Origin of the sequence: Pelosinus baikalensis, from assembly GCF_020819555.1 — a bacterium.
GTDB classification, from domain to species: Bacteria; Bacillota; Negativicutes; order DSM-13327; family DSM-13327; genus Pelosinus; species Pelosinus baikalensis.
Genome location: NZ_JAJHJB010000017.1, coordinates 1 through 16,677, shown reverse-complemented (window position 1 = coordinate 16,677; position 16,677 = coordinate 1). Strand labels below are relative to the sequence as shown.

15 protein-coding genes are annotated in these 16,677 nt (G+C 39.0%); 7 read left to right on the top strand and 8 right to left on the bottom strand.

Features of this window, described 5'->3' with window-relative positions; translation table 11 throughout:
• Window positions 1–80: 80 nt before the first annotated feature.
• The 4 genes from LMF89_RS13025 to LMF89_RS13010 are packed head-to-tail and all read right to left on the bottom strand — an operon-like array spanning window position 81 to window position 3,348.
• Window positions 81–1,775 carry an FAD-dependent oxidoreductase gene (locus LMF89_RS13025; RefSeq protein WP_229535467.1) on the bottom strand — a complete coding sequence of 565 codons (1,695 nt, stop codon included), beginning with the start codon at window positions 1,773–1,775 and terminating at the stop codon, window positions 81–83.
• A gap of 23 nt (window positions 1,776–1,798) precedes the next feature.
• Window positions 1,799–2,044, bottom strand: coding sequence for a TIGR03905 family TSCPD domain-containing protein (locus tag LMF89_RS13020; RefSeq protein ID WP_007937495.1), 246 nt, complete (start codon window positions 2,042–2,044; stop codon window positions 1,799–1,801).
• Window positions 2,045–2,092: 48 nt separating this feature from the next.
• A complete protein-coding gene (locus LMF89_RS13015; RefSeq protein ID WP_229535466.1) occupies window positions 2,093–2,674 on the bottom strand; it encodes a class I SAM-dependent methyltransferase in 582 nt (193 codons plus the stop codon).
• Window positions 2,675–2,712: 38 nt separating this feature from the next.
• Entirely contained in the window at window positions 2,713–3,348 is a 636-nt protein-coding gene (locus LMF89_RS13010) for a 4Fe-4S binding protein (RefSeq protein WP_229535536.1), read from the bottom strand.
• A 263-nt stretch (window positions 3,349–3,611) separates the two neighbouring features.
• Here LMF89_RS13010 and LMF89_RS13005 point away from each other — a divergent pair, with 263 nt between their 5' ends.
• From LMF89_RS13005 to LMF89_RS12995, 3 genes are all read left to right on the top strand, one after another.
• Window positions 3,612–3,881, top strand: coding sequence for a metal-sensitive transcriptional regulator (locus tag LMF89_RS13005; RefSeq protein ID WP_229535465.1), 270 nt, complete (start codon window positions 3,612–3,614; stop codon window positions 3,879–3,881).
• A 256-nt stretch (window positions 3,882–4,137) separates the two neighbouring features.
• Window positions 4,138–4,461 (top strand): ArsR/SmtB family transcription factor, encoded by a 324-nt coding sequence (locus tag LMF89_RS13000; protein WP_229535464.1) that lies wholly within the window; start codon window positions 4,138–4,140, stop codon window positions 4,459–4,461.
• A 34-nt stretch (window positions 4,462–4,495) separates the two neighbouring features.
• A complete protein-coding gene (locus LMF89_RS12995) occupies window positions 4,496–6,940 on the top strand; it encodes a CoA-disulfide reductase (protein ID WP_229535463.1) in 2,445 nt (814 codons plus the stop codon).
• A 108-nt stretch (window positions 6,941–7,048) separates the two neighbouring features.
• Here the strand turns inward: LMF89_RS12995 and LMF89_RS12990 are convergent, their stop codons facing one another.
• The 3 genes from LMF89_RS12990 to LMF89_RS12980 form a co-directional block, all read right to left on the bottom strand.
• On the bottom strand, window positions 7,049–7,285 hold the full coding sequence (locus tag LMF89_RS12990; protein ID WP_229535462.1) for a thioredoxin family protein: 237 nt from the start codon (window positions 7,283–7,285) through the stop codon (window positions 7,049–7,051).
• A gap of 18 nt (window positions 7,286–7,303) precedes the next feature.
• Entirely contained in the window at window positions 7,304–7,630 is a 327-nt protein-coding gene (locus LMF89_RS12985) for an ArsR/SmtB family transcription factor (protein WP_229535461.1), read from the bottom strand.
• 79 nt (window positions 7,631–7,709) lie between these two features.
• Window positions 7,710–8,666, bottom strand: a complete 957-nt coding sequence (locus LMF89_RS12980) for a permease (RefSeq protein ID WP_229535460.1) — start codon at window positions 8,664–8,666, stop codon at window positions 7,710–7,712.
• Between the two features lie 284 nt (window positions 8,667–8,950).
• Between LMF89_RS12980 and LMF89_RS12975 the strand changes: the two genes are divergently transcribed.
• From LMF89_RS12975 to LMF89_RS12960, 4 genes are all read left to right on the top strand, one after another.
• Window positions 8,951–11,590: a phosphoenolpyruvate synthase gene (locus tag LMF89_RS12975; RefSeq protein ID WP_229535459.1), complete on the top strand. Its 2,640-nt coding sequence runs from the start codon at window positions 8,951–8,953 to the stop codon at window positions 11,588–11,590.
• Window positions 11,591–11,845: 255 nt separating this feature from the next.
• Window positions 11,846–12,646 carry a hypothetical protein gene (locus LMF89_RS12970; protein ID WP_229535458.1) on the top strand — a complete coding sequence of 267 codons (801 nt, stop codon included), beginning with the start codon at window positions 11,846–11,848 and terminating at the stop codon, window positions 12,644–12,646.
• Between the two features lie 11 nt (window positions 12,647–12,657).
• Window positions 12,658–13,785 carry an ATP-binding protein gene (locus LMF89_RS12965; protein ID WP_229535457.1) on the top strand — a complete coding sequence of 376 codons (1,128 nt, stop codon included), beginning with the start codon at window positions 12,658–12,660 and terminating at the stop codon, window positions 13,783–13,785.
• Between the two features lie 6 nt (window positions 13,786–13,791).
• Window positions 13,792–15,198, top strand: a complete 1,407-nt coding sequence (locus tag LMF89_RS12960) for a vWA domain-containing protein (RefSeq protein ID WP_229535456.1) — start codon at window positions 13,792–13,794, stop codon at window positions 15,196–15,198.
• Between the two features lie 284 nt (window positions 15,199–15,482).
• Here the strand turns inward: LMF89_RS12960 and LMF89_RS12955 are convergent.
• Window positions 15,483–16,677: Tn3 family transposase (locus tag LMF89_RS12955; protein ID WP_229535455.1), on the bottom strand; the 1,195-nt coding region annotated here is incomplete at its 5' end.

Sequence of the window (16,677 nt, the reverse complement as noted above, 5' to 3'; positions counted from 1 at the left end):
ATTCAATAAAAAGATGGTAGGCGCATGTTTGATAATTATAGTTGTCAAACATGCGCCTACCATCTTTTTATTATTCTACATCAACAATCATTTTTTTTATCACAGACAAAGGGCCAAGATACAATGCCACCTTCCAATACCTTGACGTTCTCAAAGCCCACGCCTTCCAAAATACCTTCCGCTTCATAGCCTCGTAAACTTATTTTGCAAAAAGCTATAATTTCATCATTTTTATTCAGTTCAACTAATCGACTACGCAGTTGTCCTAAGGGAATATATGTAATATTTTCGTAATCAGCCAAACGTATCTGCTTGCATTCTTCTGGACTACGTACATCAAGAAAGACCGTATCACCAGACGTCATTTTTTCTTTGGCTTCCAGAGATGAGATACCCTTGAACTTGCCTGCCAGTTTATTCATAAGGGTATTTGCAGCCACTACTACGTTATCAATAGGAGAATTATAAGGTGGAGCATACGATAGATCAATATCAAACAAATCCTCAATACTTCCACCTAGCGTTAGCACTGTTGCCACAACGTCTATCCGTTTAGATACGTCGCCTTCACCGACTGCTTGCATTCCCAGCACTTTACTAGTATTAGCATCGACGATCAATTTTACAGTAATTAGTTTTGCCCCTGGCATATAATGAGGTTTGTCATGCCCCGCCACCATGGTGGTGATGTAGTCATATCCAAGCTGTTTGGCATCCCGCTCCGTCAGACCCGTTTTGCCAACGCTAAGGCTATGTATTTGAGCCACCGCAGTAGTAAGGACACCTTTAAATTTAAGATGCCCACCGCACAAGTTTTCACCAATAATCCGGCCGTGCTTATTAGCCGTCGACCCCATAGGCGCGAATACTTTTTTCCCAGACATTACATTTACATTCTCCACGCAATCACCGCCAGCATAGATATCGGGATCACTGGTGCGCATTTCTTCGTCCACGACGATGGCCCCTGTTGAACCTATGACCAGCCCAGCTGCTTTGGCTAATTCTACATTGGGACGTGCGCCGATTGCCAATATTACTAAGTCAGCAGGAATACTACGCTTGTCAGTCTCCACCGCTGCTACAGAGGTATCACCAGTAAAGCGTACAACTTTTTCATCCAGCAAGAGGGTAATACCTTTATCCTGTACATATTTACCCACAATCCCGCCTATTTCAGTATCCAAAAAGGCAGGAAATACTTGGTTTTTCATCTCTACAACGGTAACTGGGATTTTCCATTTAGTCAATGCTTCAGCCATTTCCATACCAATCAGCCCTGCACCAATAATAACAGCACTCTTGAACTGATTGCCTTCTAAGCCTTGTCGTACAGCTTTTGCATCATCTGGATGCCAAAGTTGATAGATATTAGAGAGTTCCACTCCAGCCAGCGGTGGTTTGATAGCTGATGCTCCAGTGGCAATAACCAGTTTATCATAAGGAATTACCTCTTCTTCCCCTGATACTCGCTTCTGAACCTTTACCGTCTTGGCCTGCCTGTCAATAGCGGTAGCCTCTGTTTTCGTCAGCACCGTAATATCCTTAACGTTTTTAAAAAATGTCGAGTTACGCATTGCCCCCACCGGGGTTTTCATCAAATCATCAATGTCCTTTACGTCACCGCCTACATAATAGGGCATGCCACAGGCACCGTAGGAAATAAGTTCTCCTCTTTCCAGCACTATAATGCTGGCTTTTGGATCACAGCGTCTGGCTTTAGCAGCCGCCTTCAGCCCAGCAGCAACACCGCCAATGATTACAATTTTTTTCATACTCTTCCCTCCCATTTTATTATCTATGATTTATTCTGTAGTTCTTCCAGGGCCCTTGCCAATTGATCAGTGCAAGAAGTTTGATTACGACAAAGATTTCCTTTGAATTTTTGAATCACCTCATCCACCGGCATTCCCTCAATCAATTTGCTGATAGCATTGAGATTTCCCATACAGCCACCATCAAATTTCACATTTTTTATCCTGCCATTTTCCACTTCAAATTCAATTTTCTTCGAACATACTCCCTTAGGAATGAATGTAATCATTGTGCTACCTCCTCCTACTATATTTTAGAATACTATATAACAACTGTTTTATTCCCTCTGTTTTTTCCCTATGATTCCATAAAACTCGTCACCAAGATCTATTTTACTGATATCTTGAAACTCCATATGTTTTAGTGTTTCAATAAGTTCCGCTTCCGCAATTCTATGGCTAATGGGAGGACCCATATGACTCTCCTGCTTCTTCCATTCTATAATTGCCACTTTGCCATCCCATGCTAAGATCCTTTTTACTTCCTGCAAAAAGCTATTTAAATCATTGGTCTCATGAAGTACATTGCAAATAAACGCATAGGTAACACTTTCATCATCAACTATTAAGCTATTTTCAACGGTTTTAACTATTTCAATATTGCCTACATTATTCTCCGTTGCTCTTACATGTACTTCACTCAGCATCTCAGTGGAAATATCCATTGCATAGATTTTTCCTATTTCGCCAACGATAAGAGCGGCAGGAATACTAAAATATCCGATTCCACAGCCCACATCTGCTACAATATCTCCCTTGTACAACTGTAGTTTTTCTAACGTAGCTTCTGGAGGCAATAGTTTTCTTCTTTCAGGATTATCCAATTTTTTTTTATCTTTTACTGAAAATTTATGAGACATGTGTATACCATCCCTTCTAAGTAAGAATTTAAAATTTTTTAACAATTAAAATTCTTTTCAAATGACAGAGATTTCTTAGGACAAACATGAATGCATTCTTCACATTTGATGCAATCTGAATCGATAAACTGTGATCCTTTTGCTTTATAGGGTTCAAGCTGCATAGGACATGCTTTCGCGCATAACTTACAACTTACGCAGGTATTCGCCACTGACATGGGCTTTTTACCGACTGAAACCCAGGATGCTAAGGTTCCCATCGGGCAAAAATTACACCAGGTACGTGGGCTATATAGTAACGCAAGAGCCCCTCCAAAAAGAGTGGTGATTAAAATAATTCTGAGGAACACTAAACCAATGGCATCTAAGTTTGGCCACGCATAGTACATCTGACCCCCAAAGACGATAAAAATAACCAATAACATGAAGCTTCGAAACCAAGTTGATTTAGCCCATTGCGGAACGTGCTTACGAGAATTTATTTTAGTGAAAACGTTATCCCACAGACTTCCTCTAGGACAATAAGATCCACACCACTCCCTGTCCCTATATAATGCTACAACTACAGGTGCTAACATACAGATTAGCGCAACCACTCCGAGAGCTGGCCAGACGAAAAAGCCCACTGAAAGATATAGTAATAGAATGCTGAACCCATACTTTTTCCAAATCATTTGCACTAATCCTTTCCTCCTCTATACCCCCCCCACGTGGAGGGGTATGGTAGTATTATATCTTTTTCTATTTAATTTGTATACCCAACTTTATGAAATTTATGAAATAATTTTATTGATGCTCTTTTGGCAATTTATTTACCTTCTTTCATGACATAAATGTACCCTGCATTCATTTTACTCCATCCCCTTGACATAACTTGCCGTTTCATGCAAAATAAATTTACTACCCCCTCCCATAGGGGCACTACGGAGGTGATATCATGTCAAATACTAGCACCCAAAAAGAAGTGCTGAACCGATTACGTAATGTTAAAGGCCATGTTGCTGGAATTGAGCGTATGGTTGGTGAAAATGCTCCTTGTAAGGATGTTCTTCTCCAGCTATTGGCTATACGTTCTTCAATAGAAAAGACAGGAATATTTATTTTAGAAAATAATGCTGCCGAATGTCTCATCTCCGATAGCATACCAGCAGAGGAAAAAGAAAAAGTAAATCAATTAGTAAAAGACATCGTTGCTTTCTTAAAGTGATTTTCTTGGTTTATGATAGGAATGATAAGTGCCAATCAATACTTATTAAAGAATGAAAAAGTGGCGAGAAAATATTCTCAGCCACTTTTTCTGCAAGAACAAGGCACCCAAAATGCCTCTGCTTCCTCTACCAAGGTACTACGAATATGATACTGCAGAGAATTTACATCTACCATATTGACATTTATCCATCTTCATCATATCGTTATATCGTAATATATAAATATATAGATAATATAGCGAGGTGAACCATTTCATGGAGCTAAATTTGCAAAAATATACAGAGCTGGCCGAGATGCTCAAAGCCCTGGCCCATCCAACCCGCCTCTGCATCGTAAAAGGCTTGATTGAAAAAGGGGAGTGCAACGTTACCCATATGCAAGCTTGCCTAGATATGCCCCAGTCTACTGTATCTCAGCATTTGCAGAAGTTAAAATCCGCCAACATCATCATAGGCATACGCAGTGGTCTGGAAGTAAACTACAGAATCTGCGACCAGCGGGTCGCCAAGTTAGTTAATATCCTATTTGAAGAAAACATTAATAACGAATTAGAAAAAAATGATTATCAGAGGGTATAATTCCCAGTTTATTTAAAAGAAGGAGGCTATTACTATGAGTAAAAAAGTACTAATTATTGGTGGCGTAGCTGGTGGAGCTTCTGCGGCAGCGCGTCTGAGACGTCTGGATGAACATGCACAAATCATACTGTTAGAACGGGATGAGCACATATCCTTTGCCAATTGCGGTCTGCCCTATTACATTGGGGAAACCATACAGGATCGAGAAAAGTTGCTGGTTCAAACGCCGAAAGGCATGCAGGATCGTTTCAATATCGATGTCCGCGTCAACAGCGAGGTGACGGCACTCCATCCAGAGCGTAAGACTGTCACCATTCATAGCACAACCAAGGGGATCTATGAAGAATCCTATGATGCATTAATCCTCTCACCCGGGGCCAAACCTATCAAACCACCCATCCCTGGAATTGACAGCAAGAAGATCTTCACTCTGCGCAACATTCCTGATACTGACCGTATCAAGAAGCAAGTGGACCTTGAGGACATTCAGCGAGCGGTGGTTATCGGCGGTGGTTATATCGGCGTAGAAATGGCGGAAAACTTAAAGGAACGCGGGATGGAAGTCACCTTAGTTGAGGCTGCTCCTCACATCCTGGCACCCTTTGATTCTGATATGGTGGCCATGATGGAAAAAGAATTGGAAGAGAACGGCGTCCGACTGCTCCTCAATGATGGCGTAAAAGCCTTCCAGGAAAAGAGTACTGGATTAGATGTGGTATTGAGCAGCGGTACCACCCTTACTGCCGACCTAGTCATCCTAGCCATCGGCGTTGCTCCGGACACGAGTTTCGTTAAAGAAAGCGGCATCCACTTGGGAGCTCGTGGACATATTCTGGTCAACGACCATATGGAAACCTCCATTCCCGATATCTATGCTGTGGGAGATGCTATCGAAGTGAGAGATTTCGTCAATGAGCAGGGTGCTGCCATTCCTCTAGCCGGACCGGCTAATAAGCAAGGACGCATTGTTGCCGATAATATTGCCGGCATCTCCTCCACCTTCAAAGGTACACAAGGAACCTCCATTATTAAGGTCTTTTCTCTGACTGGGGCCACCACTGGCAACAACGAAAGGAATTTAAAGCGTCTGGGTCTCCCTTATCAGGTAGTCTATGTCCATCCTTTCTCCCATGCCACATACTACCCTGGCGCTTTACAACTTTCCTTGAAACTCCTGTTCAACGGGGAAGGTCGCATCCTTGGCGCCCAAGGAATCGGTATAGAAGGCATAGACAAGAGTATTGACGTCATTGCTACCACCATGCGCCTGAGTGGAACGATATATGATCTTACGGAGCTGGAACTCGCTTACGCTCCCCCCTATTCTTCTGCTAAGGATCCGGTGAACATGCTGGGCTTTGCCGCTGAAAATATTTTAGCCAACCGCACCGAAGTCTTTACCTACGAAACTCTACAGGAGTATGACCAGGAGCATACAATCCTTTTGGATGTTCGATCTCCACTGGAATTTGCTAACGGTCATCTAGATGGTGCCATCAATATTCCCTTAGATACGCTGCGGCAACGCCTTTCTGAACTGGATAAGGATAAACTCATCCTGGCTTATTGCAAAATGGGTCTACAAGGCTATCTTGCTTCCCGTATCTTGCTTCAAAATGGCTTTAAGGTAAAGAATATGACCGGTGGCTTCAAGTCTGCCTCCATTTTCTTTCCTTCCCAAGATACACCAAATTCCATTTCAAACCAGATAGCACCCGCAGCATCCTCTACTTCCTTTGACCGCTTCCTCGATGCCTGCGGCTTATCTTGTCCCGGCCCACTGATGCAGTTAAAATCAGTTATCGATGAAATGAAGGAGAATGAAATTCTGCAAGTAACGGCTTCCGATCCAGGTTTCACGGAAGATGTCAAAGCTTGGTGCTTGCGAACCCATAATTCCCTACTCGATTTGAGTAAAAACAAAGGTATCATCACCGCCCTCATCAAAAAGGGTAGCGTTCCTCTTCCTGTAGCCGCCCCAGTTACCACGCAGCCCTTAGCTCCAGCCAAGGACAATAAGACTATTGTAGTATTTAGTGGCGATCTAGACAAAGCCATGGCTGCCTTTATCATCGCTAATGGCGCCGCCTCCATGGGAAAAAAGGTCACCTTATTTTTCACCTTCTGGGGCCTAAACATCCTGCGCAAACCAGAACATATCCCTGTCGAGAAAGGATTCATGGATAAGATGTTCGGTTTTATGATGCCGCGTGGCAGCAAGGCGCTGAAACTCTCCAACATGAACATGCTGGGCATAGGCACCCAGATGATGCGGATGGTGATGAAGAATAAGAACGTCTCTTCTCTGGAAGAACTCATCCAATCTGCCATGGCAGCAGGTATCGAGATCGTAGCCTGCCAAATGTCCCTAGACGTCATGGGCCTAAAACAAGAAGAACTCCTAGACGGCGTCAAGGTTGGTGGTGTCGGCTACTATCTCAGCGAAGCGGAAGATTCTAATGTGAACCTGTTTATCTGATTTAGAATTGGAGGCCAGTCAAAATAGTGGTATGAGCTTAGCCTTAAATTCATATTAAAAGCAAACAAGTCGCTACCACTTTCATGTGATAGCGACTTGTTTGCTTCTTTAGCTATTAAGCAAAGCTTTAATTTCCTCTTTATTCGGAACTTTACCAGCTACTTTTACTACACCATCAACAACCAATGCTGGCGTGGACATGACGCCATACTTCATAATTTCCTTAATATTTTCCACTTTTACAAACTCAGCATTAATCCCAAGTTCCTCTGCGGCTTGTTTCGTTATCTCTAGTAATGTGCTGCATTTCTGACATCCCATACCCAATATTTCAATCTTCATCATTAAAACAACCTCTCTCTTTTATTTAACATCCTGTAATAATGTTTTACTCTGATTTACCTGCTCAATCACCAGCGCTTCTGCAAGCTGCAGAATTTCTATAACAGTCGGATAGAGTGCAGTATAAAAAACGCGAGTTCCATCTTTTCTTGATGCAATTAACCCTTGTTTTTTCAATATGCTTAAATGTTGGGATAAATTTGATTGTTCAACACCCATTTCCTCGATTAATTCGCACACACATCGTTCATCTGATTCCAACAATTTCAGAATTTGAATTCGAGCTGGATGGGCGAGTACTTTGAATAGCTCTACTTTTAAATTCATAATCACTTTTTGATTTCCCATCTTACATCCCCCTGCTAATTCCTAAATATAATAGTACTATATTCAGTATCTTGCTCAAATCAGGTAATGTCAATCTCTTTTATAAAACAATATTAAACATATAACCAGTTAACGTAATTGCCACTGCCAGAATACTTACAAATATTGCAATTAATTTAGGTTTTAACACATTGCGCAATATAATCATCTCAGGTAGGCTCAAGGCTGTGACCGACATCATAAAAGCAAGAACCGTTCCCATACTCATACCCTTTTCCATTAAAGCATAGACAATCGGTATTACCCCGGCAGCATTTGAATAAAGGGGTACCCCTACCAATACAGCCAATGGTACTGCAAAAAGGTTATCCTTCCCTGCATAATCTGCCAGAAAATCCTGTGGCGCATAACCATGAATAAAACCGCCTAAACTGATCGCAATAACCACATATAGCCATACCTTCCGCAGAATCTCTTTCGTATAGTCTTTCGCATATTGTAGTCTAGCTGCTACGGTCATGCTCTCGATTTCATTTTGTCCAACTTTCATCTGGTAAACATATTCTTCTACCAAATGCTCTAATTTAAATTTTCCAATAATATACCCAGAAATAATAGCGACTAATACACCTGTTGATATATAAATCATCGCAATTTTCCAGCCGAACATGCCCCATAGTAAAACTAATGCTACCTCATTTACCATTGGTGATGAAATCAAAAAAGAAAAGGTAACTCCTAACGGAACCCCAGATTCAACAAAACCAATAAACACAGGCACTGCCGAGCAGGAACAAAAGGGTGTGACAATTCCGAGTAATGCTGCCAAAATATTTCCTAAAAATTCCCTCTTGTGACTCAGTAGTTGTTTCGTGCGTTCTGGTGGGAAATAGGTTCTTATGATTGATACAAAAAAGATAATGATGGCTAACATTATAAATATTTTCAGCGAATCATAAATAAAAAAATTTACCGCATCCCCTAATTTAGATCCCTTTGTGATTTCAAAAACTTGATATGTCATATAATCTGCAAAAACATCCAACAAAATACTCACCGCCTTCTTTAATAATTAATATATTATAATATTATAATATATTAATTATTGCGTCAAGTAATTTTATTTAACATCTACCTCATTGACCTTAACAAATTACTTCGTTAATATGAGAAATAATACCCCGCATGGAGAGTTCGCGATTGGCTTAGAATTTGTTTTTTAGTGAAGAGTAAAAAACGAATCCTACAAAACAGCAACGAATAGTTAAGAAAGTCAGCGGGTAAGATACCTATATTGAAAACAACTATAACCGATAAGGATATGCGAGGAGCAATTTGCTGATGACACCGTATGTACTTTTTTTTGAACAAATAGATCATCTAAGTCTTCCTTATGTTGGCGGCAAAGGGGCGAATCTGGGGGAACTGACGAAAGCAGGTTTTCCCGTACCCGGAGGATTTTGCGTAACGACTTACGCTTATCGAGATTTTATCGCAACAAGTCCGAAAATGGATACGTTGTTTGCTGCGCTGAAAGCAATCGACCCTACCGATTTAAACCTCATTAGGGAATTGGGAGAACGAATTCGGACACATTTACAGCAGTTGGCGATACCCGCGCAAATAAGGGACGAAATCATACAGGCCTGGACGAAGCAAGGACCAAATCATGCGTATGCAGTTCGTTCCAGTGCAACGGCCGAGGATTTACCCAATGCTTCCTTTGCTGGTCAGCAGGATACGTATTTAAACATCAAGGGTCAGGATGAGCTTCTGCATCATGTTCGCAAATGCTGGGCTTCTTTATTTACAGACCGGGCAATTGCCTATCGAGCCAAAAATGCTTTCGATCACTCTGAAGTCTATTTGTCAATCGTTGTACAACAAATGGTCATTCCCGATATTTCAGGAATACTGTTCACTGCCGATCCTGTAAATGGAAATCGTACTGTTGTTTCCATTGATGCCAGCTTTGGCTTAGGAGAAGCTCTTGTTTCCGGTTTAGTGTCGGCTGATTTGTACAAAGTAAAAAATGATCGCATCATTTACAAGAAGATATCACAAAAGAAAGTAGCCATTTATTCTTTACCCGAGGGTGGTACTATTACCCAAGAGCTACCAGCGGAACAGCAAGAGCTGCAAGCTCTGACCGATCAGCAAATTATCGATCTTGCTGCATTAGGAAAACAAATTCAGCAGCACTATGGTACACCGCAGGATATTGAATTTTGCATGGTAAAGGAGAATTTCTTTATCGTCCAGAGCCGCCCAATTACTACGTTATATCCTTTGCCGGAAATTCCCGAACAACCGCTGCGGGTGCTGCTGTCCTTTGGTCATGTTCAAATGATGCCGAATGCTATAAAGCCATTAGGCAGATCAGTATTACGTACGGCATTTCCCCCACAGGTATTTGTCGAGGCGGGCAGCCGAATCTATATTGATCTTACGGATTTTCTGTTGTCTAAAATAGTGCGTATCCTTTTCCCAAAGTTATTATCATCAGTAGACGAAGCCATGAGCCGATCTCTTGGTGCTGTCGTCAAACGACCAGGAATTTTCGCAGGAAACCTTCACTCAAATACTCCAGGTACTGCGCGCAAAATAGCAGCCCCCATTCTAAAAAAGGCTTGGAAGATTCTGCGTACCGGTGATCCCCGGCTGGCTAAACCTAGGATCGAAGCCTACATGCAGGAAAAAATGCAGCAAACCAGGCAAGCACTCAGCAGCGTGGAAGGTACCGAACGACTAAAAGTCGTTCAACAGCAATTAGACGGTATGATGATAGACATTATCCAGGAGATTATCCCCTATGTTGTACCTGGTATACTTGCCAATAAGCTGCTGGAAAAGATGCTTGTCCGCTGGATGGGAGATGCAGCAGAGCTTCATAAGTTAAACAAATCCCTTCCCGGCAATGTTACCACCGAGCTGGGCCTGCAGCTTGGCGATTTGGCAGATCTACTGCGAAAACTTCCCGAGGTAGAAGAGTATTTAAAAACTGCTGATGATCAAACATTCTATACCGGGCTTGCTCAAGTTGCTGGAGGTAATACCTTTAGACACGCCTTTGAAAAATTTATTGATCAATACGGCATGAGATGCCCTGGCGAAATTGATCTGACAAATCCACGCTGGCGTGAAAAGCCAACGCAGTTACTGTCTGCCATATTCAGCCATATGCGAAGTGTAAAGCCAGGTGAACACCGCCAGCGATTTGCCGAAGGCGAAAAGGAAGCTGCAGAAGCCGTTCTGCGTGTTCTAAGCCATGTGAAAGACAATCATTTCAAATTAAAACTTTCTACCCGTTTAATTGCTGTATTTCGATATTTGGGCGGACTTCGGGAACATCACAAATATTTAATGAGCATGATTTTAGACGAATGCAAAAAAGCAATTATGGCTGAAGCCAATGAACTTGTTACAATGGGGAGACTAGAGCAGGCTCAAGACGCCTATTTCCTAAGTTTAGAAGAACTGATACAAATGAGGCAGGGCGATTTTAGCGGTAACGCAGCTGCATTGGTTGCGAAACGCAAAGAACAGTATCAATGGCATCAAAATCTAAAACCGCCCCGCATAATGACCAGTGAAGGTGAAATTATCATTGTTCCTCCTGATAGAAGGAATGTTCCTGAGGGTACGCTGATTGGCAGTCCTGTTTCCGCTGGGACTGCTGAAGGCATCGCTCGGATTATCCTAAGGCCGGAAAATGCTGTGCTGCATGAAGGAGAGATTCTCGTTTCGCCCCAAACGGATCCGGGCTGGACCCCCTTATTCCAATCGGCTAAAGCCATCGTCACTGAGGTTGGAGGGTTAATGACCCACGGTGCTGTTGTCGCCCGAGAATATGGTATTCCGGCAGTAGTAGGGGTTGATGATGCCACGACGCTCATTAAAGATGGCGAAAGGATACGGGTGGATGGCGATCAGGGTTTTGTGGAGATTCTGAAGCAGCCAAGACCGCCCGCTTTGAATTGACCCCAAAAAGTTGGACATATTCTTTTAGGCAACTACAGAGGAATGAGTTCTGAAATCTACAGGACTCGTTCCTTTTAGTTTTTAATTTATGTGGCTTTTTTTGTATGTCAATAACTACTGTTTCAGCAGCATTTCATAGAACCTTTTTTTATACAGTGGTATAATTATTCTATTTAGATTAACTTAAAAAGCATATTAATGATAATAAGTAATAATTACATATAATGAAAATAATGACAGAAGGAAAGTAACATTATGGAAAAATCAAAGCTTATTGAAATGATAAAGAATAATCCTAATGCTATAGCATATATAAATAATCCTACAGATGAAATGAAGTTATTGGCTATAAAAAAAAATGGACTTGCGTTAAAATATATAGATAATCCAACTAGTCAGATGCAAGAATCAGCTATGGACAATAACGCTCGAGCGATTGAATTTATAAATAACCCTACAGAAGGTATGATGATAAAAGCTATAAATGATGGATGGATTAACTTAGAGTATATTAAAAATCCAACCGATAAGATAATTAAATTAGCGATAAATCAAGCTGGATGGGCTATTAAATATGTTAATAATCCAAGTGAGGAATTGCAATTATTAGCTGTAAGAAAAAATTACGATTCAATAAAGTTTATAAAAGAACCTTCCCAACGTGCACAAGAAGAAGCGGTAAAAATAAGTTATGATGCATTAAGATATATAAATACACCTACCCATAATGCAGAGTTTATCGCTATCAAGAATGATGAGAGGGCTATTCGACTAATACCTGACTTAGATAAAAATAAAATATTAGAATTTTTGAAAGTAAATATTTTAGTGATTAAATATGTTATGAAAGAAATATCTAAAAATGAATTAGAGCAAGTGTTAAAAGAAGCACTATCAAATGAAGATGTGGAAGAAAAATATGTTAGAGATTATTTAAATAGTACTATAGATAAGACTAGTGATATTATGCTAATGGACAAGATGATGTTTATTTATAAATATGGAAGTAAAAAGGCAAAAAAAATAGCTGTAGATGAAAAGCTAAAGCTGAAATAGGTGGAGATATAATGAATTTTATAGATACATTAAAAAGTGTTGATTTAGTACTAGCTACTGGAGAAGTACCTTTAATCGTTGGCGAAAGTGGCATAGGAAAGACAGCTTTAGTCAAGGAAATTGCGAAAGATAATAATTGGAGTTTAATTGTTATTGATGGGAATCTCCTTAAAGAAGGTGAAATAGGTGGTCTTCCCACTATAGAATCTTATATAAAAGCTAATTCTAAAGGAGATAAAGTTGAAAAGAAAACTACAGTATATGCCATTCATAATAAGTTAAGGGAAATTGATGAAGAAATAGCGGAGCAAAAAACAGTTCTTTTATTTATAGACGAAATCAATCGTTGTGAACATACAGTACAACAGGAACTTATGAATTTAATATTAAATAGAGAAATTAATGGATATAAGTTACATGAAGATGTAAAAATAGTAGCCGCTATGAATCCTTCAAGTAAATATGGTTCGGATTTTGATTACCAAGTTGTAGATATGGATGTAGCGCAAGAAAATAGATTTGTGTGGTTACACATGGAACCTGATTATATTCAGTGGTTAGATTGGGCAATAAATATAGGAATTGAGCAAAAGGTTATAGAGTTTATCTCAACCTTCCCAGAATATTTGCATAAAATAAACGAAGATGATATAAGAGCAACTCCAAGAAGCTATGAAAGAATTTCTAGCATTTATAAAATTTATAAGGAGAAAAAAGATTCAATACCTAGATCCGTGTTTTTAAATGTTATCAAAGGAAATGTAGGGAAATTCATCGCAGAAGAGTTTGTTAGCTTTGTTGAATCCGATTATAGTTCACTACTATCTTATGAAGATGTTTTTTCAGGAGATTCTCTTCATCAATCTATTATAGAAAGAGTAAAAAGCGAAAGTCATACAAGGCTATATCTATCCGCAAAGAATATTCTAAAGAACTTAGAAGCAAATATAAAAAATGGTGATTATGACTCAAGTTATTATATTGACAGACTGATTGAGTTTTTGCAACTATATCCTGTAGATTTAATGATAGGAATCATGAAGGATATTAAAAATAGTTATACTGAAGTATACAAACATGCCATAGAAAATGAAGCCTTTGTAGAATCATATTTTGAATCTTATAATTTAGTAAGGTGATAATGTATGGAAACTCATTTTGAAACCCTTGTAAAAGGGCTTTATGAAAAAGCAAATAAAATTATTACTATTTTTTTAAGAGAAAATCATAAAGATGGTAATTCTAAAATAAATATACCAAAAGATTTTAAAGAAGAGTTTTTTAGCCTTGTAGATAAAGTTAATTTAAGTCTTATGGAAGATAAAGATAATTTCTATGGATATTTTTTGTTTCAAATGTCAAGAGAAATAAGATTTGATATAAGCAGTCCTACTGCTGTGAATTTTAAAGGTTCGAAATATGTTGTCTATTTTAACCCCATAATTTTTTTAACTCTTACTATAAAACAAATGGAAAGTACAATTAAACACGAAATACTCCATATCGTATCTATGCATTTAATAAGAGCAAAAGAATGTAAGGTTGAATATGGAACATTAGCTGTTAATATGGCAATGGATGTTGTAGTAAATACATATTTAGATCATCTGCCCCCCTATGCTACAACTTTAGAATGGGTAAATTTAAATTATTCTTTAAAACTCTTGCCTTTTGAATCCTTCGAATATTATGCAGAAAAAATTCAAACTGCCATAGATTTACTAGAAGAAGATGAAGATGCAGCAGAGGATGATAGTAATAAAGATGAAAAAATAGAAACTGATTATAATCCTGAAAAAACTCATGACATTTGGGAAGATTCTAGTGATATAGATGAAAAAACGCTTAAAGAATTTACTGAGAAGTTTATTGATGATTCGCAAAAAGGCAATATTCCAAACTATTTAGAAAGTATGATATCATCACTTAAAAATAGCAAGGCTGAATTACCTTGGAATTTATATCTTAAGAGGTTAATGGGAACTGTTGAAAGTAATCAAAAGAAGACTATAACACGAAGAAATCGAAGGCAGCCTGATCGATTCGATTTAAGAGGCCAGCTTAGGAGTCATAAAGCAAAAATTGTTATTGCCCTTGACATAAGCGGAAGCATTAGTGATGAAGAATTTAATCAAGCCATTAAAGAAGTATTCAATATAGTAAAAAATTATAATCATGAAATTACGATTATAGAATGTGATAGTGAAATTAGACGTGTGTATAAAGTCAAATCTGTAAAGGATATAAAAGATCGAATGAATATAAGAGGAGGCACTAAATTTACTCCAGTTTTTGAATATGCTAATAACAATAAGGTTAATTTGTTAGTGTATTTTACTGATGGCAAAGGTGAAGATAAGCTTCTATCAATACCCAGGGGGTATAAAACTTTATGGGTTATTTCTGGGAGAGGAGATAAGCTTTCATTAAAAGAACCTTATGGAACAGTTAAGAAACTTAATACTATTGAAATAAAAGATAATACATTATATACGAGTGATCTTATGAGAGATGGATATTCAATGAATAACCAAGAAGTAAGTCACGTTTGAAGGCAACCAATCAAACCTATGTGAGAACCTGAACCCCTTCGAGATACGGAGGTTCAGGTCATTTATTCCGGGTGTATCCCTGATTTTGTGTAAACTCCAATTGGTATAAAAAGAGCAAATATTTTTTTAAGGGGCAAAACAGGCATTGGGCTGGTTGCCCCTTTGCTTGCATTATACAAAAATAGTTCTAGCTGTCAAGCTAATCCAGCCGATCAGCAAAGAATATTTCTAGCTGGGAGGGGTAGTGGTAGCATCCGTGTCATGTACTGAAAAGTAAATGGAAATTACTGTAAATAATCAATAAGAATTCTTTCTTCCATATCGAGTGCGAAATTTCCATACGGATTAATATGGCTATAAATTAGTGGTGTGAGTGCCCGTAAATCTTCAGGGGTCATTAATTCTAACCATTTGTTCTGCGATAAGATTTTCTGGATCATTAATGTGTTTATATAGACTAAGCAGTTTTGAACTAAATGTAAGGACAATACCGCAAGTTCCTGATCTTCAATTCTGTTCGTAGCAATTTCTCCGCCTTTTCCAAAGAAGATGAAGCCGTTGGCTGAATTCCAGTTTTCAACAACATTTAGTCCTTCATTTATTTCAATACGTAGTTCTTCAGATTTTAAATATTCACATAGGAATATGGTCTTTATCGCTTTTCCAAGCTCTGCCATGGCTAAATATGTAGGATGTTTCAAATTGTTCCTGGTAAACCTTTTCATAATTGCTTCTGTTTCTGCAGTTCCAAGACGCAGGGCCGTCGCATATTTAATCATTTGGTCATACTGTTGGCGGATAAGATCCCAATTAATTGGTCGTGTTAGAACAGGCTGTAAATTGGGGTAAGCATCCATCATTCCGGTATCTGGCCGATATAACTTTTGACGATGTATACCTTTTAGTCTTGGCATCAGATTAAATCCAAGCAAATGGCAGAAAGCAAAAGCCACCTCACTTTGGCCGTGAGAATCAACAAAATTCTTTTCAGTGAGTATTTTTACCTTGGTATTTTTCGGCATACTGGTATCAAGCATTGTTAAAGCATTTATCATATTTTGCTTTATGGTTGATATAAATTCTTCTGAATCCAACGGTTGCTTTAACGCTTTATAGTTTTCTTCTCTGCGTTCTTCAAAATCTGTTGGTAAATCTTCATCTGGATTCCTATAGCGACTGGCTCCGGCAACCCATATTTCTTTACAACGCAATTTATCCCTTAAAGCCTGTAATGCTACTATTTCATAGTTAATCCGATTGATACGTTCTTGGCCGTTATCGCTCTTTTCCATTACAGCTTCCTTTATACCAGGCCTAATAACGCCTTCGATGGGGATTTCTTCATTATCAGCAAAGTAATGAGACGCTGATTCAGTATATTTCTTCATCAATTCTAAAGCTTTGATAACTGGCCTATGTATATCGTAACCGTCAAACAAGACAGTGGATAGAATCGAAGAATAATTCGTGAGATAATTG